This window comes from Zhongshania sp. (genome assembly GCF_029212375.1).
In the GTDB taxonomy this organism is placed as follows: Bacteria; Pseudomonadota; Gammaproteobacteria; order Pseudomonadales; family Spongiibacteraceae; genus Spongiibacter.
Genome location: NZ_JARGNU010000017.1, coordinates 1 through 22648 on the forward strand (window position 1 = coordinate 1; position 22648 = coordinate 22648).

General features: G+C 49.9%; 19 protein-coding genes. 10 read left to right on the top strand and 9 right to left on the bottom strand.

Annotated elements, in window-relative coordinates:
• The 3 genes from P1U47_RS15055 to P1U47_RS15065 form a co-directional block, all read left to right on the top strand.
• Positions 1–1029, top strand: a 1029-nt coding sequence (locus P1U47_RS15055) for a PAS domain-containing protein (protein ID WP_301030031.1), incomplete at its 5' end; no start/stop codon positions are given.
• An 8-nt stretch (positions 1030–1037) separates the two neighbouring features.
• Positions 1038–3122, top strand: coding sequence for an EAL domain-containing protein (locus P1U47_RS15060; RefSeq protein ID WP_301030032.1), 2085 nt, complete (start codon positions 1038–1040; stop codon positions 3120–3122).
• Between the two features lie 88 nt (positions 3123–3210).
• Positions 3211–3621, top strand: a complete 411-nt coding sequence (locus tag P1U47_RS15065; RefSeq protein ID WP_301030033.1) for a response regulator — start codon at positions 3211–3213, stop codon at positions 3619–3621.
• A 23-nt stretch (positions 3622–3644) separates the two neighbouring features.
• On the opposite strand, the gene P1U47_RS15070 is transcribed toward P1U47_RS15065, so the two are convergent.
• The 5 genes from P1U47_RS15070 to P1U47_RS15090 form a co-directional block, all read right to left on the bottom strand.
• Positions 3645–6689: a response regulator gene (locus tag P1U47_RS15070; protein WP_301030034.1), complete on the bottom strand. Its 3045-nt coding sequence runs from the start codon at positions 6687–6689 to the stop codon at positions 3645–3647.
• A gap of 337 nt (positions 6690–7026) precedes the next feature.
• Positions 7027–7629 carry a penicillin-binding protein activator LpoB gene (gene lpoB, locus P1U47_RS15075; protein WP_301030035.1) on the bottom strand — a complete coding sequence of 201 codons (603 nt, stop codon included), beginning with the start codon at positions 7627–7629 and terminating at the stop codon, positions 7027–7029.
• Between the two features lie 12 nt (positions 7630–7641).
• The gene (locus P1U47_RS15080) at positions 7642–8025 is read right to left on the bottom strand and encodes a DUF1425 domain-containing protein (protein WP_301030036.1); all 384 of its coding nucleotides are present in this window, start codon (positions 8023–8025) and stop codon (positions 7642–7644) included.
• A gap of 12 nt (positions 8026–8037) precedes the next feature.
• Entirely contained in the window at positions 8038–9462 is a 1425-nt protein-coding gene (locus P1U47_RS15085; RefSeq protein ID WP_301030037.1) for a hypothetical protein, read from the bottom strand.
• A gap of 48 nt (positions 9463–9510) precedes the next feature.
• Entirely contained in the window at positions 9511–10374 is an 864-nt protein-coding gene (locus P1U47_RS15090) for an SIS domain-containing protein (protein WP_301030038.1), read from the bottom strand.
• A 175-nt stretch (positions 10375–10549) separates the two neighbouring features.
• On the opposite strand from P1U47_RS15090, the gene P1U47_RS15095 reads away from it, so the two are divergent.
• From P1U47_RS15095 to P1U47_RS15110, 4 genes are all read left to right on the top strand, one after another.
• Positions 10550–11668 carry a LuxR family transcriptional regulator gene (locus tag P1U47_RS15095; protein ID WP_301030039.1) on the top strand — a complete coding sequence of 373 codons (1119 nt, stop codon included), beginning with the start codon at positions 10550–10552 and terminating at the stop codon, positions 11666–11668.
• A gap of 165 nt (positions 11669–11833) precedes the next feature.
• Positions 11834–13822: a hypothetical protein gene (locus P1U47_RS15100; RefSeq protein ID WP_301030040.1), complete on the top strand. Its 1989-nt coding sequence runs from the start codon at positions 11834–11836 to the stop codon at positions 13820–13822.
• A 278-nt stretch (positions 13823–14100) separates the two neighbouring features.
• Positions 14101–16275, top strand: coding sequence for a DNA helicase II (gene uvrD / locus P1U47_RS15105; protein WP_301030041.1), 2175 nt, complete (start codon positions 14101–14103; stop codon positions 16273–16275).
• Positions 16276–16325: 50 nt separating this feature from the next.
• Complete coding sequence (locus P1U47_RS15110) at positions 16326–17459, top strand: TRAP transporter substrate-binding protein (RefSeq protein WP_301030042.1); 1134 nt, start codon at positions 16326–16328, stop codon at positions 17457–17459.
• Between the two features lie 122 nt (positions 17460–17581).
• On the opposite strand, the gene P1U47_RS15115 is transcribed toward P1U47_RS15110, so the two are convergent.
• The 3 genes from P1U47_RS15115 to P1U47_RS15125 all read right to left on the bottom strand — a co-directional run bounded on the left by P1U47_RS15115 (position 17582) and on the right by P1U47_RS15125 (position 19967).
• On the bottom strand, positions 17582–17971 hold the full coding sequence (locus P1U47_RS15115; protein WP_008252927.1) for an acyl-CoA thioesterase: 390 nt from the start codon (positions 17969–17971) through the stop codon (positions 17582–17584).
• A 114-nt stretch (positions 17972–18085) separates the two neighbouring features.
• Complete coding sequence (locus P1U47_RS15120) at positions 18086–19456, bottom strand: TRAP transporter large permease subunit (RefSeq protein WP_301030086.1); 1371 nt, start codon at positions 19454–19456, stop codon at positions 18086–18088.
• Positions 19449–19967: a TRAP transporter small permease subunit gene (locus tag P1U47_RS15125; RefSeq protein WP_301030043.1), complete on the bottom strand. Its 519-nt coding sequence runs from the start codon at positions 19965–19967 to the stop codon at positions 19449–19451. The genes P1U47_RS15120 and P1U47_RS15125 overlap by 8 nt, the downstream gene beginning before the upstream one ends.
• Before the next feature lie 76 nt (positions 19968–20043).
• Between P1U47_RS15125 and P1U47_RS15130 the strand changes: the two genes are divergently transcribed.
• The 3 genes from P1U47_RS15130 (at position 20044) to yaaA (ending at position 22091) form a co-directional block, all read left to right on the top strand.
• The gene (locus tag P1U47_RS15130; RefSeq protein ID WP_301030044.1) at positions 20044–20691 is read left to right on the top strand and encodes a hypothetical protein; all 648 of its coding nucleotides are present in this window, start codon (positions 20044–20046) and stop codon (positions 20689–20691) included.
• Positions 20692–20788: 97 nt separating this feature from the next.
• Positions 20789–21292, top strand: coding sequence for a DUF4265 domain-containing protein (locus tag P1U47_RS15135; RefSeq protein WP_301030045.1), 504 nt, complete (start codon positions 20789–20791; stop codon positions 21290–21292).
• Positions 21293–21314: 22 nt separating this feature from the next.
• On the top strand, positions 21315–22091 hold the full coding sequence (gene yaaA, locus P1U47_RS15140) for a peroxide stress protein YaaA (RefSeq protein ID WP_301030046.1): 777 nt from the start codon (positions 21315–21317) through the stop codon (positions 22089–22091).
• Positions 22092–22093: 2 nt separating this feature from the next.
• Here yaaA and P1U47_RS15145 read toward each other — a convergent pair whose 3' ends face one another.
• The gene (locus P1U47_RS15145) at positions 22094–22555 is read right to left on the bottom strand and encodes an EVE domain-containing protein (protein WP_301030047.1); all 462 of its coding nucleotides are present in this window, start codon (positions 22553–22555) and stop codon (positions 22094–22096) included.
• Positions 22556–22648: the final 93 nt, after the last annotated feature.

Below are 22648 nucleotides of genomic sequence, written 5' to 3' on the forward strand. Positions count from 1 at the left end.
TTTTGTGGTGAGGAATTTTTACGTGAAAAACTTAATTTTTCTACAGCCTGGTTAGAAACCTCTAACGAAGAAATGCAGGCCATGAACGAAGAATTGCAAAGCTCTAACGAAGAGCTACAAAGCTCCAACGAAGAGCTAGAGACCACCAACGAAGAACTGCAATCTACCAACGAAGAGCTGCAAACTGCCTACGCCGAACTGCGTATGGCATATGAGGAAAAAGAGCAACAGCAGAGCGAGCTACAAGTTCTGCGTTCAGACTTAATGCAGTCCAATAATCTATTGCAAGAGGCCGAGAAAATTGGGCTTAGCGGCTCATGGATGTGGGATATTGAAAATCGACGGCTAACGTGGAGTAAAGGCTGCTTCACCTTATTTAATCTGGACGCAAATGAATACCAGCCCTCCTTCGAAGCGTTTATCGGACTAGCTCACCCCGATGATCGCAATCGCCTAGAAACCCAGATGAAAGAAATGCTGGTTAAGCAGGTAAAACTGCCCATCACCTTTAAAGTTGGCGGTGCAGACCAAGCGGTACGGGTAATTTCTCTCGACGCCGTGGTGTCTTTTAATGAATTGAAGCAGGCAACCAAGGTGATGGGCACCATGACCGACATCACCGAAAAAACTCATTACGAAAAGAACACCAGCGCCTACAAAGACAAGATTAATTACATTCTCACCAGCAGTCTAAATTGCGCCTATATTTACAATTTCATCGACCAGCATATTGAATATGTAAATCCAACCCTAACCCAGCAGTTTGGCTTTTCCCTCGCAGACTTGGAAGACTTCAGCGGCGAAGCCTTCTTCAAACTTTTTGCCAGCGAAGAGCTAGAAAAAATTAAGCAGCATTTTGATCGTGTTAGAACTGGATCACCCGGCGCCACTTATCCCAGCAAGTACGCTTTCAAGAAAAGGGATCCAAATGGCTTCACCCCAGTTTACGCCAACCATACCGTTTACGATCTAGACGAAACCACCGGCTATGCCAGCAAAATGCTGGTGACTTTTTTTGCGGCGGAATAGGCAATACAATGCAGCAGAATCCTGTATTTAATAGACGAGCGGGGGACCGCAAAGGGCTTAGCTTGGCAGGCTCTGCGAGCGGTCGCGACGAAAGCCATAATCACTACCCCACGCCCTATCTCATCATTGATGAAAAGTATTGGATACTCTACGCCAACACCGCCGCATTGCGCGAAATAGATCCAAATCTTCTTACTGGCAAGCAAGGTATTAACCGCACAAATCTGCTTCGTTATATTAAACGCGGCACCACCGAGTTTTTAGATTGGATTGACTCAGATTTATATGCGCCACTGGAGCTGCGCGTGCTATGCCAGAACCAAGCTCGCCGCTGCCTGCTCTATAAAGAAATTGTCGAGGAGAACGGCTCTCGAAAAACTCACCTCTCTTTACTCATTGTCGACGCTCAAAATTTTGCTGACGCGGAGTTCAACACCCATCGTTTGGTGTTTACCAATACCCAGCAAGCAATCTATGTGTCGAACAGCGACGGCAAAATTACCGCAGTAAATCCTGCTTTTTGCCGTATGTTTAAATACCAAGAACAAAAGATTATTGGCTGTGATGAAGAGTCGCTCTATGACGATGCAACAAAATTTTTGCGCCAAGACGAAATTAAACTTAATTTGGAACAATTAGGGTCGTGGACGGGTCGCGTCGTTAACATCGGTCAAGACGGCAAGCTATTCCATACATCCTTGCACGCCAGTACGGTGCCCAAAGATAATAGCGACGATTACTATATAGTCAATATTATCCAAGACATCAGTAATCAGCTGCAATTGGAAAAGCAACTCAAAGAGAGTGCAGAGATCGACGCTCTAACGCGGCTTCACAATCGACTGGCTTTCAATGGCTATTTCAACGAGGCCTTTAAGCAAGCCCAACGCGACGACGAGAAACTTAACCTACTGTTTATCGATCTCGATAAATTCAAGGAGCTTAACGACCAATTTGGCCACGATTACGGTGATGAATTGCTGATTAATGTGAGTCGGCGGCTAAAAAACACCTTAAAAGACACCGACTTTATCGCGCGACTTGGCGGCGACGAATTTGTCATCCTGTTACGTGGTGAAATGAAAAAGGAAACACTCGTCACACTAAGTAATAAATTAATTAAAACCCTTGCTGAACCCTTTAAACTAAAAGACCTCACTTACCAGTGCACTTCTAGCATCGGTATTGCCCGCTACCCCTTTGATGCCATCACCGCCGAACAGCTGTTACAAGCAGCAGACAGCGCGATGTACCTGTCGAAAAAGGCGGGGCGCAATTGCTGCTGCTTTTATAATGAGGAAGCGCAAAAACAGGCGCACTCACTGGTAGAACAGCGCCACGAAATTGGCAACGCAATTGCCAACGGCGAGATAAAAACCTATTTCCAGCCTGTTCACAATCTACTTACCGGCAAAATTGTCGCCTTTGAAGCGCTGGCCAGGTGGGTTCGCAGTGAAGACGATATCCGGCTACCAGCAGATTTTATGCCTATCATTGAAAACGATCCGCTTATGGTAAAGCTGGGTTTACAGGTGGCGAATCAGGTTTATCAGCTTTCTGGAATTCTCGACCGTATGAATTTAGCGACGGAGGTTGCCATGAATTTATCGGCAATCCAGCTTCGCTCCGAAGAATTAATTAGCTATATTGAAACCTTATTTGCCAAAAAAGGCCGCGATTACTGCAATAAGGTTCATATCGAAATTGCAGAGCCGCTGGTTTTTGATCGCGATCCGGTGATACTAGAAAATTTAAACCGCCTAACCAGTATTGGCTTTCAATTGACCTTAGATAATTTTGGCAAGGGCAATTCGTCAATATACACCCTTAAGCGAATCGAGTTTTCAACAGTCAAAATTGACCGTATTTTTCTGGAGGCATTTAATCAGGAAGACTCTCAAGACGCACAGATTCTTACCGGCCTCATTCAGCTCCTACACAATTTGAATGTGCGTATTATTTGCGAGGGGGTAGAGTCACAGGAGTATGTTCACTTTTTACTCGACCGCGGCTGTGTACTTGCCCAAGGGTGGCTTTTTGCCGAGGCAATGCCCAAAAGCGAGATTTTGCAATATCAACGCAGGTTTGCGTAAGTATCTTCGGTTGCTAGCATATCAGCTATACTTGCAGTCTTAATATTATTAAAGCCTAAAGACTAGCCCTAATTTAGATGAGATTTCAGTGACAAAACAAGGCGCAAAAATTCTTATTGTCGATGACGAACCCGCGTCACTAGAGTCACTCTGTGTGATTTTGGAACACGGCTGTGAATTGTTTATGGCGGAGACCGCCCAAGCTGGGCTGGATTGTCTCAGCCAAAACAAAATCGATTTAATACTGCTAGATGTCGATTTACCGGATCAATCTGGCTTCGATGTGTGCAAGAAAATAAAAGCGGGCGCGGAGACCAAACATATCCCCGTCATTTTCTTAACGGGCTTTGAGGGACTGGTGTTTGAAGCCCAAGCCTTTCAGGCCGGCGCCGTCGATTTTATCACCAAGCCCGCCAGCCCCTATCGCGTATTGATGCGAGTCAATGCCCATATTAAAGCCGAGCACCACGTCAAGCTCCGCAGCGACGTAAAACCGTAAGCCTGTCCCCAGACAGAGCTTGCTTAAGCTTTATCGCTGGGTATGTCTAAATAGCGCCTCAGTATTGTTACAGTCTCCTTAATTGCCTCGAAAAGCGGTGCTAATGACGCGCTGGGGTCGTCAGCAATACGCTGTTTCATCTCACTATTGCGTTCAGCCAATATCATTGCCCCCACCGAAGGCGCGGCGCCGGTCAAACGGTGAAAAAGCCGCTGCTGCTCATTAGCACTCAAATCAGGCTGGCTCAAATAGAGGGCTAATTCATTTTCCATGTCTTTCACAAACGCCGCGGCCACGCGCCGATACCCTACTTCACCAATTTGTTGGTAAATGGCATTATCTGGTGTGAATTCCGCTAAGGCGAATAAGCCCGCTAGCGAACCGTCGTTAGAGTCATTGTCGATAGCAAGCCCTGGATTTTCCGCAACGGGTATCCAGTATTGCAAAATTATATTAATTAATTTTTCAACATTAATCGGTTTGGCTATATAGGCATTAAACCCCGCTGCCATTGCCGCTTTTATGTCACTGTCAAAGCTAGCTGCAGACAGGGCGATTATCGGTAGCTCTACATCAGAATACTGTAAACGTATTGCACTTGCCGCGCTCAGACCATCCATAACCGGCATTTGGATGTCCAAGAAAAGCAAGTCAAACTGCCCGCTCTGCACTCGTTCTAGCGCCTGCTTACCGTCGTCAACCACTGTAACGCGCAAGCCAAAGCTGCCAAATAATTCTTTTAACAAAATGCGATTATAGGCGTTGTCGTCGGCCAGTAATATTTTGGGTGGCCGCGCCCACTGCAGGCGCTGCTTCAAGCTTGCTACGAGTATTTCCACCAAGTCTGGCTCCGCCTCGCTGCCGACCATGGAAATAATATTCTTTTTCCCTAGGGCCTCTAGCAGCCGCGACATTGTTACAGGCTTTTGCAAAATCGTAATGTCGGCAAACGCCGGCGAGCTGGCAATCTCGGCGCGGTCGGCCTCCAGTGCCAAGAGAATTTCTGAAGGACGCGGGTAATATTTTGAATCGAGGTATCCATTTACGCGTTGAATTAGGCCCAACCCTTCGGCCCCCGACAAATGCTTGTCCACTATTAGCAAGCCAAAGGCATCGCCCGCATCAGCGCGCTCTACCACTGCGAAATAAGCTTCATCACTGCTGTACAAGGCGCTTGTTTGGCAACCCCAGTAGGAAAACATTTTGTCGAGAACCTCGCAGACTCGCGGATTTTCATCAACAATCAATACATTTTTGGGCAACTCCTCTCGCAATCTGCCAAGCTCTTTACCGTGTTCGGCCGCCACCGGTAATGTAAGTGCAAAAGAAAAGTCTGAACCTACTCCTATCGAACTTTGAACTTGGAGTCGACTGCCCATTAAGACGAGTAAATGCTGTGTAATAGATAAGCCAAGACCACTGCCGCCATACTGCCTGGTCACGGACGGGTCTGCTTGCACAAAGGGTTCGCAAAGCTTTTCGAGCTCGGCCTCATCAATTCCAACTCCCGTGTCACTAACGCAAAACTGGATTGTGGCATCGCCGTCATTTCGGTCGGCCAAATCTACGCGTACCCTCACTCGACCTTTGGTGGTAAATTTAACAGCGTTGCCGATCAAATTATTGAGTAGTTGTTGGATACGCAGGGTGTCACCGTTAAAACTTAAACTGGACAGTTCGGGATCTACTTCAGAAAGTAATTCGATGCCTTTGGCTTCGGCCTCGGTGGCAAATAATGCCAACGAATGATCCACCAACGGATCAATTGACAGCTCGCCGCTCTCTAACTGCAAGCGACCCGATTCGACTCTGCTTAAATCTAGAATGTCGTTAATGAGTCGCAGTAAATTGCGCGCCGCTGCACTCACCAAATCTAAATTGCGATTTAAACTGTCACCATCGGGGTTACGGCGAATAATTTCAAGCAGGCCCATTATCGAGGTTAAAGGAGTGCGAATTTCATGGCTCATATTCGCTAAAAACGTCGATTTATAGAAATTGACTTTTTCAACTTCCTCGACCTCACGTTGAAGTTGGCTGTTAAGAATAATTAGTTTGCGACCTGAGACATACACATACGCCGCCACACCAAAGGAAAACAACAATAGCAAAATCAAAATTGGCAGCCGCCACAGCACTGCCTCACGGCGTATCTGGCTCAGGTAGTCGTCGCTCAAATAGGCATGTACATAGTAGGTTTTTTTGCCCGCACTAAGCAGACCATTTAAGCGTTCAAGGGTCTCGCTGGCGCCAGCGTATCGTCCGGAGGCATTGGCATCTGAGCGCGCAATTAAATTTTTGGTATGCACTTCTCTATTGCGCTCGGCTTCCGCCGTTACTAAACCCAATAGCGACGACCATCCCTCGTTGGGGTTGTCGGTGTCGATTAGTAACTTGGCATCTGAATCCACCAAGCGAAACACCATACCGCTTCGCGTGGACTGGTAAATTTTTTCAAATATTGACGTAAGATCAATATTCAAAACAATAAGCCCCCTCCTCAGTCCCTCTTCATTTCGAGTGGGAATAGCCATCCGCAAGGTTGGCTGAAAGGGTTTTACTACCCGATTTAATTCAACGTTCAAATCAATCGGCGATATATAGATGGCCTCTGCCGCCCCGCCGATTGCCTCTGCGTAATAATAACGCGAGGATTTGTCCTGCAAGGTTTCTGCTGGGGTAAATTCAGCGCCAGCTCGAGTCACTCGGTCTAGCCGTGCGCGCTCCATGCCGGTATCGTCTATCCAGCGAATCTGCGAAATAAGCTTGTTCGCAGTATAATCTAGCAAAAAGTTTTCTAAGGCTTCGCGGTTAAACGTCGCGCTTGGCGCTAATAGCTGTTTGCGAATAAAACCCAGTTTTATATCAAACAGCACAAAGCCGAGCAGGTCAATTTCATGGGCGAGTACACTGATATTCCGGTCTCGAATGGCCTCCAATTCATTTAAACTTTGGGAATACAAATTGCTTTTGTAATGACTGTATAAAATGCCCGTCACTAGCACTGAAAACAGTGACAGTGCTACACAAAGGAAGATAGCGCGTAACTTAAGCTTTTGGGGGGTCACCGCTACGTCCTTTTTTGGGGCTTATGGTTGTTGCGGGTGGGCTAATCGAAGCCCGCTAGAATAGTGAACAGTTTGCCGTCTTATCATTACATGTTTCTGCGGCCAGCTCTAACACTAATACTCTGACGCGATAATTAATTTAAATATGCAGATTTTATATGCAGCGTCGATCACATAGCGATTTGCATCATTTTCTATAGGGAATCCACCTAATGATGAGTCGGCCGATACCGTCGCCGAAGTAACATAGAGTGGCTAATTATGTTTGAGTATAGCTGAAGAATAAAAGGCTGCCATGACAGCAGCCTTTGTTAGATTTACGTTTTAAACGCGGTTATTACCAGCTAACCGACTTGGCCGAACCGCGCTTCACAATCGGGGTTTCCCCTTCCCAAATCGCTAAGCCCGATTTAATTTCAGTCAGACTTAGCTGAAAGAAGTATTCCACCTGTTGTTTATTGCGGCCCATGCTGTGGTTGCGCTGTAAAATTTTGCCGGTTAATGACAAGTCTGGCGCTTGCAGCTGACCTTTCGCGGCGATGCCACTCTGATCAAATTCACTATTGCCGCGCAGCTCGCGGGCAACATAGCTCATTTCATCTTCAGGGCCATTAAAGGCCACCGCTGTAGTCACCATTACTTTGCCAGAGTTAAGCAATTCAATGCGGATTTTTTTAACCAGCTGATCGGTATCAATACGCTGCATGGTGTCGTTAATCATGCGGCCAATCGCCAGAATATAACGACCGCCGCCTGGCTTGCTTACCGTGCCGCTGGCGATCATTGACTGTACCGCTTCGCCGGCCGCTTTTTCAAAATCGCGGTACTCTAAACCCATCACCGAATCGGCGGTGTCGTTATTGGTGTCTACAATTTGTACCCCGCTAGCGCAGCCAGTTAGTGCCAGCGCCATAGCGCAGGCTGTAAATATTTTTTTCATGCTCTTACCCCTTTATTTTTCGGTAATTTCAAAACGATAATCAACAGCTTCTGGTCCCGGCGCACTCTGTACAATTTCTACGGTTTGCCCAGATTCAATAGTACGTTCCTGCCATTTACCCAGTACCGTGCTCACCGGTTGACCGTCGGCCCGATACCACAACACCCGAAAGGAAATACGCACGGTGGTCATGGCCTTAGACTCGGCGCGCAACATTAGCTTGGTGCCGGTTTCCGGATCAGACCACTCCCTAAGTTCCAAAATATCTAAATAGCGGCCGTCATAACTTACGTGGGCTGTCCACGCTGGCGCATTGCTGCCTTGGTGCAAGCCGCCCGCGCAAGCCACCAGCAGCGCAAGTCCAAAAACCACCATAATCCGCTTTAAATTTGTCATAGATGATCCCTTTTATAAGTAAAACAACTGTACATAAGGCGCAGCATTTGGGCTTGGCTGCTTAATATAGATCAATACATCTTTATCTGCAGGTAAGCTCAAGGTCGTCGCCAAACCGCTACCATAAGGTATTCGTAAATCTTCCGCCTGCTTGGCCGGTATTTTCGCCAGCGACCACTGCTCAGGCATGGCATGCCAAGCGCGGGTATCTGCCGAGGCGCTGGCATTGGCGTAGAGCATACCCGCCAAATTGCCTAACGGCCCCAACTCCTTGCCCATGCGGTCTTGTAACACTGCCTTGCTAGCCGCAGACACCACCGCCCGTGTCACGGTTGCAGACCAGCGCTTTTGAAACTCGGTCTGCATTACTCTGTCCATGCGTGCAAAGGGCTGCAACGCAATCGCCTGCTCACCCACCGACAATCCGTTTACACTGCTGCGACTCGGGCGATTCACCAATTCGGGCAACGCCACCGTCACTTGAATGAACGCATTTACCGTAAACCAAGGTATGGAAAAGCGCTTTTCGCCATACACGGGGCTTAAACCACTTTCATAGACAATCCAACGCTGGGCCACGCCATTATGCAAGCGCCCCTGTTTACGTAAATTTAAGAGATCTTGGGCAATAACTGGGTTGCCGCCGATCATCCCATTAACCCGCTCCAATAAGGTTTCGGCCTGCGCAATATCGCTGCCGCTACCGCCAGCCAAAAACATGGCGTTCATATACGCCACCGCGGGGTTAACGAAACTGTCGTAAACCTGCCACTGATCCATATTGGGAAAATTCTGGCGCAGCGCGCTTTGCACCCCAGACGACTGCAAATTGCGATTGGCGTCGCGGCCTTCCTGTTGGGCTTCGACAATCATTGCTTCATAGCGTTCTACCGCGATGCGCGCCCGCTCATTAGCACGATTAAATTCAACGCGGGCATTGTCTTTTTCACCAAGCGACCAAAATGCCAAGGCCTTATAAAAGTTGGTTAAAATGCGCTCGGCGGGCGGCGGCTCATAAGAGCGAACCGCATCGTTCACCAGTGCCGCGCCAATATTCTCGCCGAGCTTTCTAGCGCCGCTCTGCACATCTTTGTCTTTAAATAAGTCTTCCAGCGCGTCGTAATGGGCAATTGCGCGGCGGGGATTGCCCGCCAAACGCCAATTCTCGGCGGCCTCAAGATGCAATAGCACTTCACCCGAACGAGCCTCTACCGGCAGCAACGCCCGCGTTTTCACATCCATCAAACCCAACTGCTGCTCAATGGCCTCGGCGGCGGCAAGGTATTGCCCCGCTTGGTAGCGCTGGTCAATGTTTTGAACAAAGTCGCTGCTTTGGTAACTCACGCACCCGCTCAGCAATATCGACAACAGCAATAAGCCGCAGGCGCGAACCCAGCTTCGCCAGTGTCGATTAAGGCTTGTGACTCGATCTAGCACTTAATAGCCTACTCCCATGAGAAACCGCTAACTAGCTGCAACGCCGCACTATAGACCACTATTATTCGAATCCGTGCGCAGCGCCTGTAGGCCTTTTTCGATGGTATTCAAATGCTCTCTAACGCCAGCCTTGCTGCGGGAAATACCCACCGCCAAAATGTCCAGCACTGCCATGTGAGCGAGGCGCGAGGGCAGCGGCGTGTAGTCGCCGTCGTCTTTGTCGACATCGATGGCGATAGCCAAGTCAGCAAGGCTTGCCACCGGTGAGCCCGAGGGCGCCAAGGCAATTACCGGTGCGCCATTTTGCTGGGCGAGTTTGATGGCGTCGAGCAATGCGCGGGTGCGACCAGACTGGGAGATGGCCACCACCACATCATTTTTTTGCAACGACATGGCCGACATCGCTTGCACATGAGGGTCGGAATACACGCTGGCAGAAATTTGCAGACGAAACAGATTGTGCTGGGCGTCGGTGGCAACCGCTGCCGAAGCGCCAAAACCGTAAAACTCCACTCGTCGCGCTTCGCTGAGCAGGGCCACCGCCTGCTCAATGGCGCTAACTTCGATGTTATCGCGAACCTTTTTTAGCGTCTCCATCGTGGAGTCAAACACCTTAAACGTGTATTGGCGGGCGGAATCCTCGTCGCCAAAGCTAAATTCTTCGTAATCGGGACTGTGGGCAATATGCTGTGCCAACACAACTTTAAAGTTTTGAAAGCCGTCGCAACCCACCGCTCGGCAAAAGCGCACCACCGTCGGCTCGCTAACATGCGCCTCTTGCGCTAAATCGACAATCCGCATATGAATCACTTCTTTGCAGTTTGCCAAAATGTAGTCGGCAACCTTGCGCTCGGAACGCCGCATTTGCTCACGACCGGCGTCCATGGCACGGATGATGTTTCTGGGTCTCAAATTTCGCTCCAGCGGCTCAGTTTTATTCGTTTAGGCCTCTTTATTGTAACTCAGCCTAGCCATATTGGCGCTCACTGTACGCTTATCTGCATTTTAGCGGTGATAGCAGCCGTTATTGCCTGTAAACTTTCTGAAAACCCATGCGCCCTATAAGGATATAGGAGGCACTTATTCTATGGATATAAAGCAATTTTCGACCTTGCTTGGTGACTTGTATCGAGAAGCCCTAGAAATTAATGGCTGGGAACATTTTTTTACCGAGTTAGGGCAAATCTTAGATTTTCAATCAACGAGTATCATGATCGACGACAACGTTGGTCGTGTAGGAAAATCGTGGGGAATTAACATCCCGCAAGAACGTGAACAGCTTTATTTAGACTACTATGTCGACCAAGACCCTTGGGCACCAGCCCTCATCTATAAGCCCGCCTTAAAATTCCATTCCAGTAATGATCTCTTTCCCGACCGAGAATTTGTAAAAACAGAAATCTACTATGATTTTCTGCGCCTAGACGATGTTCGCTGGGCTTGTGGCAGCTATTTTGACGACCCCATGTCTGGGCAAGGCGTTGTAATTGCCCTGCATCGCGGCCATAGTCGCCAGCCTTTTAATAGAACAGATTTAGACACCCTTGACCGAATTTCACCCCACATTAAAAATGCGCTTTCTATTGTTCGCCGTGTAAATAGTGGCGAATCACTCCACAAGAGCTTTTCCAATATTGCAGGCATCAGTGATAGTGCTGCCTTTGTGCTTAATACGTCGCGACACTTAGTTGCCAAAAATCAATTAGCTGAGCAGATGTTTAGCGAAGGCTTTGCAAAATTCGACGGGCACCGCCTGCAATTCAAATCTCGGGAGCTTTCAAATATCGCCTGCCAGCTCGTCGAAGGAATGATCCAATTCACTCAAGGTAACTCGATCACTGTCCGCCGCTTTGCTCGGCTTGGCGATAACAACAGCGGTTATCAGCTAAAAGTAGAGGCGTTTCCCTTGCCTGCTGACATACTCGGCCAACAACAGCTCGGCGTATTACTGCTGGTCAAAAACACTGCTCAGCAGCCCACAATTAGCCATGCAGGCTTGCGCGATTTATTCGGATTAACTGGCATGGAGAGTGAAGTTGTTAGTTTGCTGTGTTTTGGCAAAGCCAGTGCCACCATTGCAGGGCAGTTAAACATTAAAGAAAGCACCGTGCGCAGCCACACTAAAGCCGCCTACGCCAAAATAGGGGTAACAAAGCAAACTGAATTAGTGACCGTAATCATGTCTTCTCTCGCCGTCAGGGTATGAAAACCTGACTTACACTCGCCATTGCACCCCATCATTAAGATCAAAATTTCTCCCCATTTTTGGGGAGGCCCCACTTATAAATAGCCTTTAATCTCACATTCTTAACAGAATGTGTATTTGAATTTCGGCCATTTTTAAAAATTCTTAGACTGTGGGGTAGCAGCAATGAAATTGAAACTATTAGGGTTAAATTGTATTTTTCTTATTAGCGCATGTGGCAGCGACGGCTCTAACCACGACGGCGGCACTACCACCACGCCCAGCAATAGTCTTACAGGTGTTTTTACAGACAGCCCAGTATACGGTGTTAAATACCAAACTGAGAGCCTGCAGGGTCTCACCAATACCCTTGGTGAATTCAACTACCTAGAGGGGGAATCAGTCGTATTTTCGATTGGCGACTTCAAACTTCCAAGTACCAGCGCCGCGCCGCAAATCACCCCAGTTGATCTCGCCCAGGGCAGCAGTGAAATTCGGAATAATATTTTGCAGGTAATTCAGTCCTTAGACGACGATGGCAATCCGGAAAACGGTATAGAAATCCCCATAGAAGCAGAAAATGCCTTTAAAGGCAGTAACTTAGACATTAGCAGTGCCAATTTCGACAGCGAGGTTCAAGCAATACTCGATACGATCAAAGGCGGCATTCAGCTAATCAGTGAAGAACAGGCCAACGCGCATTTCCAAGGGGCACAGAAATCTCAACTTCTTGGCAGCTGGGTATTCAGCGAAGGCGCCGGCAAGCGGAATGTCCTAAGTTTTATCGACGATACCCGCTATATCATCATTCACGAACACAGCGACGATGGCGACCAAACAGCCGGATCAGTTGAATTCGGCAACTATGCATGGAATGTTGATAGCGGCGCATTTAGCACATCGCTCATTGCCCAGTCAGACAATTCGGGAGGTCTTTACGATGAGGGGAGCTCAATTACTCAGGCGAGTATAAGCGGCGACACCCTTAATTTAACTGGTACTGATAACAACACCGTAAGCTTTACCCGAGTGAAAAATATACCCAACGCGTTGCAAGGCGCGTGGTCACTTGATGAGCCAAGCAACGATGGCTTCAATGTGCTGACTTTCTTGTCTGCCACCGAATACGCCCTCGCCCACACCAATAATACCGAAAGCTACGGCGGCGCCCCACAAGCGCTGTCTGGGGAATTTGGCAGCTTTGCCATACAAGGGGACAACTACATTCCCACCGCGAGTGTCGACACTGACGGCGATGGCGGCTTGTATAACGCAGAGGAGTCAGCGGTTAACGACCTGAAATTTACGGTGCAGCGCTGGGGTGATTTAAGAGTCGTTGAGGTTGATGGCACCAGTACTGACATCCCTAGACTAGGGCAATTTACAACGACACTCGTCGCTAATGGCGAAAATTTAGTCGAAATTCTGGCGCGCCGCACAAATGGCTTTGACGAATCGACACTTTTGGGTGACTGGAGAATCCTTTCTACCTCACCGTCCTACCACGACAAAACAGGTGACGTGATCAATATCAGCATCCAGCTTCAGCAGAGCGGCACCGGCACCGTGACCTTCTCTGCCGAGGACATTAACCCCATCGTTTGGGGCGTCAACTCGGCGGGAACGTTGTACTACACCGAAACCGACTCCTTCGGAGGCAAATGGTTTGTTAACATTGCACCCGTGCATGGCGCAGCTGGCAGCGTTTTGGTGAGTGCAAGGACTCCAAGTGGCCAAGAAGATTTCGCCAACGAGTTCGTTGAAGCGAGCTTTACCCCCAACACTGCTGAACCGCAAACAAGTGGCGGCAACACCGTATCGCTGGCTGGCAATTGGAAAGTGACTGAGGCCTACGATATCTGCTCGCCACAGATAACGGTTCACTACCAGACTACCGAAATTACTTTTAGCAACGGTGTTTATTCCTACGAAACCGATTTTATAGAAGATATAGAGGGAGGTTCTAACTGTTTTGCTACAGACAATGAGCAGAGCAACGAGTTTGGCAGTTTTGCTGGGACGCTGAGTATGTCGGCCAGCGATATTAAAGCGGCTTTCGATGATAGTGAAATTCAACATGTCGTGGTTAATAATGCTAACCAATTTACCATTACGCTGGAGTTTGCCTCAGGAAACGGGCCAATAACAGTGACGCAAATTTGGAGCCGACAATAGCATTTTAGCGATTAGCTAACCCACTTCACCGCTAGGCATCATGCATCCCACGTTATAGTGCCTAGCGGCCTCAAGTTTCCATTCAAATCCGCTAATTTGCCGAATGTTGCGCTGCACCAATGGCGCAGCTCATGGCGCCTCAAATCCCGCCATCGCCCAGCAATGTTATCGATTCGCCCTCGTCGCAGTAACGCGATCTAGCAATATTGGCGCTCACTGCACGCTTATCTGCATTTTAGCGGTGCCAGCAGAGCGCATTCCCAGTAGAATACGGCGCCATGGACGTATCTTATATTCTCGATGAACTCAATGACGCGCAGCGCGACGCGGTAACCGCCGACAGCCCTGGCACCTTAGTACTTGCCGGTGCTGGCAGCGGCAAAACCCGAGTGCTAGTGCACCGTATTGCCTGGAAGATCAAGGTAGAGGGACTGTCGACCCACAGCATTATGGCGGTGACCTTTACCAATAAGGCTGCCAAGGAGATGCGCGGGCGCATCGAAAGCCTGCTGGGTGGCAATTTAAATCACGGTATGTGGGTGGGCACCTTTCACGGTTTGGCCCATCGCCTGCTCAAGGCCCACGCCCGCGACGCGGGACTACCCGACAACTTCCAAATTTTAGACAGCGACGACCAACTCAGGCAGATCAAGCGCATTCACCGCGAGCTGGTGCTAGACGACAGCCGCTGGCCGCCCCGCCAGTCTCAGTACTTTATTAATGGCCACAAAGACGAGGGCCGCCGCGCCGCCCACATCGACGATTTCGGCGGCGATCTCTACCTAACAACCATGCTCAAAGTGTATCGCCGCTACGAGGAGATTTGCCGCCAGCAAGGCGTGATCGACTTTGCCGAGCTACTACTGCGCGCGCTGGAGCTATGGCGCGACAATCCCGCCATTCTCGACCATTACCAACAGCGCTTTAAGCACGTTTTGGTTGACGAGTTTCAAGACACCAACGCCGTGCAGTACGCATGGCTGCGCCTACTCGCCAGCAAAGGCATGGCGATGACCGCGGTGGGTGACGACGACCAGTCGATTTACGGCTGGCGCGGCGCCCGCATTGAGAATATTCAACAGTTCTCCAAAGACATTGAAAACACCCATGTGGTGCGGCTGGAACAAAACTACCGCTCTACTGGCACCATCCTCAAGGCCGCGAATGCGCTAATCGCCAATAATAGCCAACGCCTCGGTAAAGAGCTGTGGACCGACGGTGACGATGGCGACAAGATCTCGCTGTTTGCCGCCTTTAATGAGCAAGATGAAGCGCGCTTCCTCACCGACCGCATTGCCGAGCTAGTGCGCGACGACTATCGCCGCAGCGATATTGGTGTGTTGTATCGCAGCAACGCCCAGTCGCGAATATTGGAAGAATATCTAATTCGCGCTGGCCTGCCCTATCGCATTTATGGCGGCCAGCGCTTCTACGACCGCCTAGAAATTAAAAACGCGCTGGCTTATATGCGCATTGTTGCCCTGCGCGACGACGACACCGCCATCGAACGGGTAATCAACACCCCCACCCGTGGCATTGGCACCCGCACCGTAGAAATTCTGCGCGAATACGCTCGCGAGCATCAAACCTCGCTGTGGCGCGCATCGCTGGCCATTATTGAAAACGGCCTGCTACCCGCCCGCGCTGGCAATGCTCTGCGCGGCTTTTTAGCGCTAGTTGAAGATTTGGCCGAACAGTGCCGCGACAAGCCCCTCGACGAACAAATTAATATCGCCATCGACCGCTCCGGATTAATAGCCTTTCACGAAAAAGAGAAAGGCGAAAAAGGCCAAGCCCGCGTCGAGAACTTGCAAGAGTTAATCACCGCCGCCGCAGCCTTTGAACCCGAAGACGAAGACATAGAACCGCTGCGCGCCTTTCTCGACCGCGCGGCACTGGACGCCGGCGACCAACAGGCCGACGAACACGAAGACAGCGTGCAGTTAATGACCTTGCACTCAGCCAAAGGCTTGGAGTTTCCAGCGGTGTTTATTGTTGGCGTGGAAGAAAACCTCTTTCCCCACAAAATGTCGATGGAAGACCCAGAGCGGCTTGAAGAAGAACGTCGCCTCGCCTATGTCGGTATAACTCGCGCCGAGCAAAAACTTTTTTTAAGTTACGCCGAATCACGACGCTTACACGGCCAAGAAAGCTTTAATAGCCTGTCGCGCTTTGTGCGCGAAATTCCCAACGAGCTAATTGACGAAGTGCGTATTAATAACACCGTTAGTCGGCCAAGTAGCTATGCCCAAAGTGGCGCCACCACGTCTCAGCAAGCCTCAGCGGCGGCGATGGGCATCGCCCTTGGTCAGCGGGTACTGCACAGTATCTTTGGCGCTGGCGTTGTACTCAGCTTTGAGGGCCAAGGTGCCAGCGCCCGCGTACAGGTTAATTTTGAAGACGAAGGCAGTAAGTGGCTGGTGCTGCAATACGCTAATTTACAGCTTTTATAAAACTGCTTTTATTAAGAAGCGAGTAAGGCCGTTTTTGTAATAGGAAGACCATGAAGCCCAGTAAAAATAATTATACGCCGCTCATTATTCTCGCCCTGCTCGGCGCGCTAGTCAGCATGAGCTGGCTATATGTGGGTGAACGCAGCCGCGACCACAGCCGCAGCGAACAGCAAAAAAGCAGCAGCGGTCAGCAGGTTTTCCACTGGAAATTGGTCACCACTTGGCCAAAGAATTTTCCCGGCTTAGGCACCGCACCCGAGAAATTTGCCAATATTGTTAATGTGATGAGTCAGGGCCGGCTACAGATAAAAGTCTACGGCGCTGGCGAGTTAGTACCTGCGATGGGTGTGTTCGACGCCGTCTCAGCAGGCAGCGCCCAAGCTGGCCACGGCGCGGCGTATTACTGGAAGGGCAAACTGGCCTCATCAATATTTTTTACCGCCGTACCCTTTGGCATGACCGCTCAAGAAATGAATGGCTGGCTCTATCACGGCGGCGGTATGCAGCTGTGGCGCGAAGCCTACGCACCCTTTAACTTAGTTCCCTTCGCTGGCGGCAATACCGGCGTACAAATGGCGGGTTGGTTTAATAAAGAAATCAACTCCATTGACGACGTTAAAGGCCTAAAAATGCGTATTCCCGGTTCCGGTGGCGAAGTCTGGAATCGCTTAGGCGGCAGCGCCGTTACCCTGCCCGGCGGCGAGCTATACACCTCGCTGCAAACCGGCGTAATTGATGCAACCGAATGGGTGGCGCCCTACAACGACTTAGCCTTTGGCTTTCACGAAGTAGCCAAATATTACTACTACCCAGGCTGGCACGAGCCAGGCTCAACCCTAGAATTAATTATTAACAAAGACGCCTTTGCCGCGCTACCCAAAGATTTGCAAGCCATTGTAGAAGCCGCTGCTCGCTACGCCAATGCCGATATGCTCGACGAATACACCGCGCGCAATAACGCCGCGCTAAAAGAGCTAGTAGGCGAACACCGTGTACAACTGCGAAAGCTACCAGATGACGTACTGCGCGAACTACACCGCGTATCAGATGAATACTTACTGGAATTATCAAAAACCGACGAGCTAACCGGTCGAGTTTACCAAAGCTGGAAGCAATTTTTGGAAGGCGCCAAAGAGTATCACCACATCTCTGAGCAGTCGTATATTAATTCGCGGGATCTTTAAATTTTGCAGATAAGATTTATTCTCGCGGGTCTTACATCAGCAAGAAAATACGGCGAGCACGCGTAACACCATTATTTTTAAATAATATTTTTTACGCGTGATTTACTTGCCCAAGGGTAACCTTAATCAACAACCCGAGTACGGCCATTGCCATCAATTGCCACAAACACAAATTCGCCCTCGGTTACTTTGGCGGGTTCGTATTGGTGTTTATTGGTCACCCAAACCTCAACACGAACACGTATTGAGCTGCGACCAACATCAACAATATCGGTATAACAACTTACTGCGGCACCCACGTTCACCGGTGTCATAAACGCCATTGAATCTACGGCCACAGTGGCTACTCTGCCGCCAGCGCGCCGCGCCGCGGTTTGACTGCCAGCAAGATCCATTTGCGACATAAGCCAGCCACCAAAAATATCACCGCTGGCATTGGTATCTGCCGGCATGGCGATAGTGAGCAAAGCGAGCTCACCTGCTGGTTTTGGCGTGTCGTCGATGTCACGCATAAAATAGTCTCTCTACATAAAAATATTAATTGCCGCGTAGTTAACTTGCACTACGGTGCATTGTCAATGACGTATATAGCATTATTAAAGCCGCGGGTATAGCAGGCTAATCCCTTATTGCCCACGAACGAAAGCGGGCAGCCAAGTTGCCAAGGCCGGCCACCAAGCCAATAGAAATAACATTAGTAATTGCAACCCAATATACGGTGCTACGCCACGATAAATATCTGCGGTAGACACCGACGGCGGCGCCACACCGCGTAGATAAAATAGTGCGAAGCCAAACGGTGGAGTTAGGAATGAGGTTTGTAAATTTAGGGCAATCATAATGCCCAGCCAAATCGGATCAACACCCATGGCCAATAAAATGGGGCCTACAATGGGCACCACTACAAAGGTAATTTCAATAAAATCGAGAATAAATCCGAGTAAAAAAATAACCACCATAACGATCAAGGTTGCAGTAATAACACCGCCAGGTAATTTAGCAAAAAAGTGTTGGATAAGATCATCGCCACCAAAACCGCGGAATACTAATGAAAACACCGCCGCGCCAATCAAAATCATAAATACCATGCAGGTAACTTTTAGGGTTTCTCTCGCTACTTCGCCCAAACGCGACCAGCTAAGCTGACCTTTTGCAGCAGCCATTAAGGCTGCGCCCAACGCCCCCACTCCGGCGGCTTCGGTGGGCGTGGCTGCACCGGCCAGTATCGATCCCAAAACCGTCATAATTAGCCCAATAGGGGGCAGCAAACCCTTTAGCAAGGCGCTCAGCGACGGTGGATTTAAATCTTTGGCGGCGGGCGCGCGCGCCGGCTGGCGAATGGCAATAAAGCCCATATAGAGCAAATACAAACACACTAACATTAGGCCGGGCACTAAGGCGCCAATAAATAAATCACCTACCGATAGGGTCTTGGGGCTGTACACGCCCATGTCCAATTGCGCCTGCTGATACGCGCTAGATAAGGTGTCGCCGAGTAGCACGAGGGCAATAGAGGGCGGAATAATCTGCCCCAAAGTGCCGGTCGCGCAAATGGTGCCGGTCGCCAATTTTGGATCGTAGCCGCGATTGAGCATAGTGGGTAATGACATCAAGCCCATGGTGACCACGGTGGCGCCAACAATACCGGTGCTGGCCGCCAACAACATGCCGACCAGAATCACCGAGAAGCCCAGGCCGCCGCGGCTGCGACCAAACAGCGCCGCCATATTGTCGAGCAATTCCTCGGCCAAGCGGCTTTTTTCAAGTAGGACGCCCATCAGCACAAACAGTGGCACTGCAATTAGGGTGACATTACTAATGGTGCCGTACAGCCGGTTTGGCAGAGCCGATAAAAATGAGGCGTCAAAATAACCTAAAATAATACCAATACCGGCAAATATCATCGCGGTGCCGGCCAAACTAAAGGCCACTGGATAACCCAGCATCAGCACCAAGCAAATGGCGACGAACATCAATATAGGCAGAAGCTCAATCAACATAGCTGGCCGCCTCTGGGCTGACGAGTACGATTGTATTGCGCAGGAGTTCGGCAACACCTTGTAAGGCGAGGTTTATGGCCATTAGCGGCAGTAGCGATTTCAATAAATACACAAATGGCAGGCCGCCAGGCTCTACCGAGGTTTCGTGAATCGCCCAAGCGTTGCCGGCAAATTCCCAGCTAGTGAATAAAATGAGTCCGCAGAGGGGTAACAAAAACACAATACAACCAATACTATCAATCCATGCTTTAGTGCGCGGCGAGTAGCGCTGATAAAAAATATCGACCCGCACGTGGCCACCATGCTTGAGCGTATAAGCAGCGCCCAGCATAAAGACGATGCCGTGCAGATACGTTACAGATTCCTGCAATGCGGTCATGCCCTGACCAAAACCGTAGCGCATAATGACCACCGCGGCGGTTCCTAGCATCATCAAGGGAATTAAGTACGCCAAAAGGCGTCCAAAGCGCTCGGTAAACGAATCGATTAAAATTACACACTGTTTCACTGATCGGCATCCCTGAATTAGCTGCACATTATAGCCATTCTATTGCCGCTCCCGCGAGCCTAGCTCAGGAGAAGCCATGCGCAGGATTTTACTTAGCACTCTAGTCGCTCTATGCAGCGCTATTAGCCACGCCGATATTATTGCTCGCTACGCCATGGGCTCAGAAACCATTGTGCTCAGCTACCGCGATGACCAGCATATTCGCGTCGATCGCGGGCAAATGGGCTATTCCATTATTAATGGCGAGCAGGCAACGGCCATTATTAGCCAAGGCGGCGCCCAAGTAGTGATGAACGTAGACGAGATGGGCGAGGTGATTGCCAACGCACAACAGGGCCAAGCCATAACCGTTCCCGACACTCAGGCGGTTAGTCTTAGCCCCACCAAGGAGTTTAGTAATATCGCGGGCTTTAAGGGCCGCGTGTATAACGTGAACACGGGCACGGCGAATTACCGCACGGTACTCACCGACAGTCCGGTGGTTATTCAAGCCAGCGATGCCCTACGGCAATTTTTCCGGCGCTTTGCCGGTGCCATGAAAAATGACCGCGGCAATAAGCTGCTCGCCCTAGAGAACAGTTTCAAAGATCAGCCTGATCGCGGGGTTTTATACGTTGAAGGCGGTTTTAAGCTGGTCAGTATTGGCCAAGGCGATCGCCCCAACAGTCATTACACGCCGCCACCAATCGGAATTCAGTTTAATATGCCCGCTGCCAGCCGTTAAATCTGTGGCTTAGACGACAGGCTGTAGCGTACACCGTGAATTGAGCGCGTAAAATCGGTATCATTGGCCGCCCATGCCAAGTGAATTTATACGCGCTATGACCGAACAAGCTCCCTTTGCCGACCAAGAAACCTTGCTGGAATTATTTGCGGGTATTCACCCGAGCAATAATCAGCCCATTTTCGAGAAAGTCTTGGCCACCCCCTTAGAAGGCGTAAGCGAGTACCGACTGCTGAAGTCGCCGCTGTTTGTGCGCGGCCTCGCCGCATTAGACACCGTAAAAATTAACGAAGATGCCCGCGGCCGATTTAACTTAATTGAGCACAGCGGCAACCTCTGTGTGCGAGTGTTTTTGCGACAGCCCAATGAAGATCTAGAAGTTCAGCTCACCGCAGAAATTGAAAAGCTCGGCGGCAGCCTCGATATTAAAACCGATCGCGCCATCGCCTACAGTATTCACTTTGGCGTGGGATTTAGCAGTATCGAAGAATTGCTAAACAAATGGGCTAATAGCGATCAGGCTAAGTGGGTCTATGGCAATGTTTACGACCCCGAGACTGGCGACCCACTGAATTGGTGGCAGGCACTGCTCCAAGCTTGAACCAACTGTCACAGGACTCCCTATGCTACTGCTTATCTCGCCAGCCAAAACCTTGGATTTTGACAGCCCAGCGCACACCAAGAAATTTAGCCAAGCCGATTTTTTGCCGCGCTCCCAAGCGCTGATTGATCAACTGCAAGCGCTCAGTCCAAACGACATCTCCGGCCTGATGAAAATCAGTCCCAAGCTCGGCGAACTCAACCACCAGCGCTTTATGAACTGGCAGCTGCCCTTTAGCCCAGATAATGCCAAAGCGGCGGTGCTGGCCTTTCGCGGTGATGTATATACGGGCCTAGATGCCGACAGCTTTAACGCTAGCGATTTCACCTTTGCCCAGCAGCATCTGCGTATATTGTCTGGGCTATATGGTCTACTGCGCCCCCTCGACTTGATCCAGCCTTACCGGCTAGAAATGGGCACCAAATTTGAAAATAAAGCGGGCAAAAATCTTTATCAATTTTGGGATACCGAGATTACCGAGGCGGTGAATAAACAACTTGCCAACATTAAATCTCAGGTGCTGGTCAATCTCGCGTCGAATGAATACTTTAGCGCCATCAAACCCAAGGCCCTCGCCGCTGATATTATTACCCCAGTATTCAAAGATTATAAAAACGGCAAATACAAAATCATCAGTTTTTACGCCAAAAAAGCTCGCGGTTTAATGGCCAGCTACGTGATTAAACATCGGATTAAAAACGTGGACGAGCTAAAGCAGTTCGACACCGACGGCTATTATTATTGCCCCGAACAATCCACTGCACGAGAGTGGATCTTCTTACGCGACGGCGCAGAATAATTCTACTGCGCCATTGTCATAATCTGCCGCCACTCCTCTGGAGTGACCGGCATAATCGACAGACGACTGCCCTTTTGTACTAGCAGCATTTCACCCAGTGCCGGCTCTGCTTTTAGCGCGGCCAGCGGCAGCAAACGTTCAAACTTACGTTCAAAGCGCACATCGACCATAAACCAGCGCGGGTTTTCTGGGCTGGCTTTGGGGTCAAAATAGCGCGACTCTGGATTCTGAGCGCTGCTGTCTGGGTAGGCCTCGCGCACCACTTCGGCAATACCGGCAATCCCCGGTTGAGGGCAGGAGGAGTGGTAGAAAAACACCTTGTCACCCAGCTTCATTTGGTCGCGCATCATATTGCGGGCCTGATAATTTCTCACCCCGTCCCAGTGCTCGGTGCTATTAGGCCGGTCGCGCAGATCGTCGAGGCTAAAGGTGTCGGGCTCTGATTTCATCAACCAGTAAGCCATTGTTGTACTCCTGAAAAAGCCGTTACACTTGGCGCCAGCCGAGGAGCGGCTGGCCGTATTCGCCAAGGGATGATTTAAGCATAGTTCAAAGGG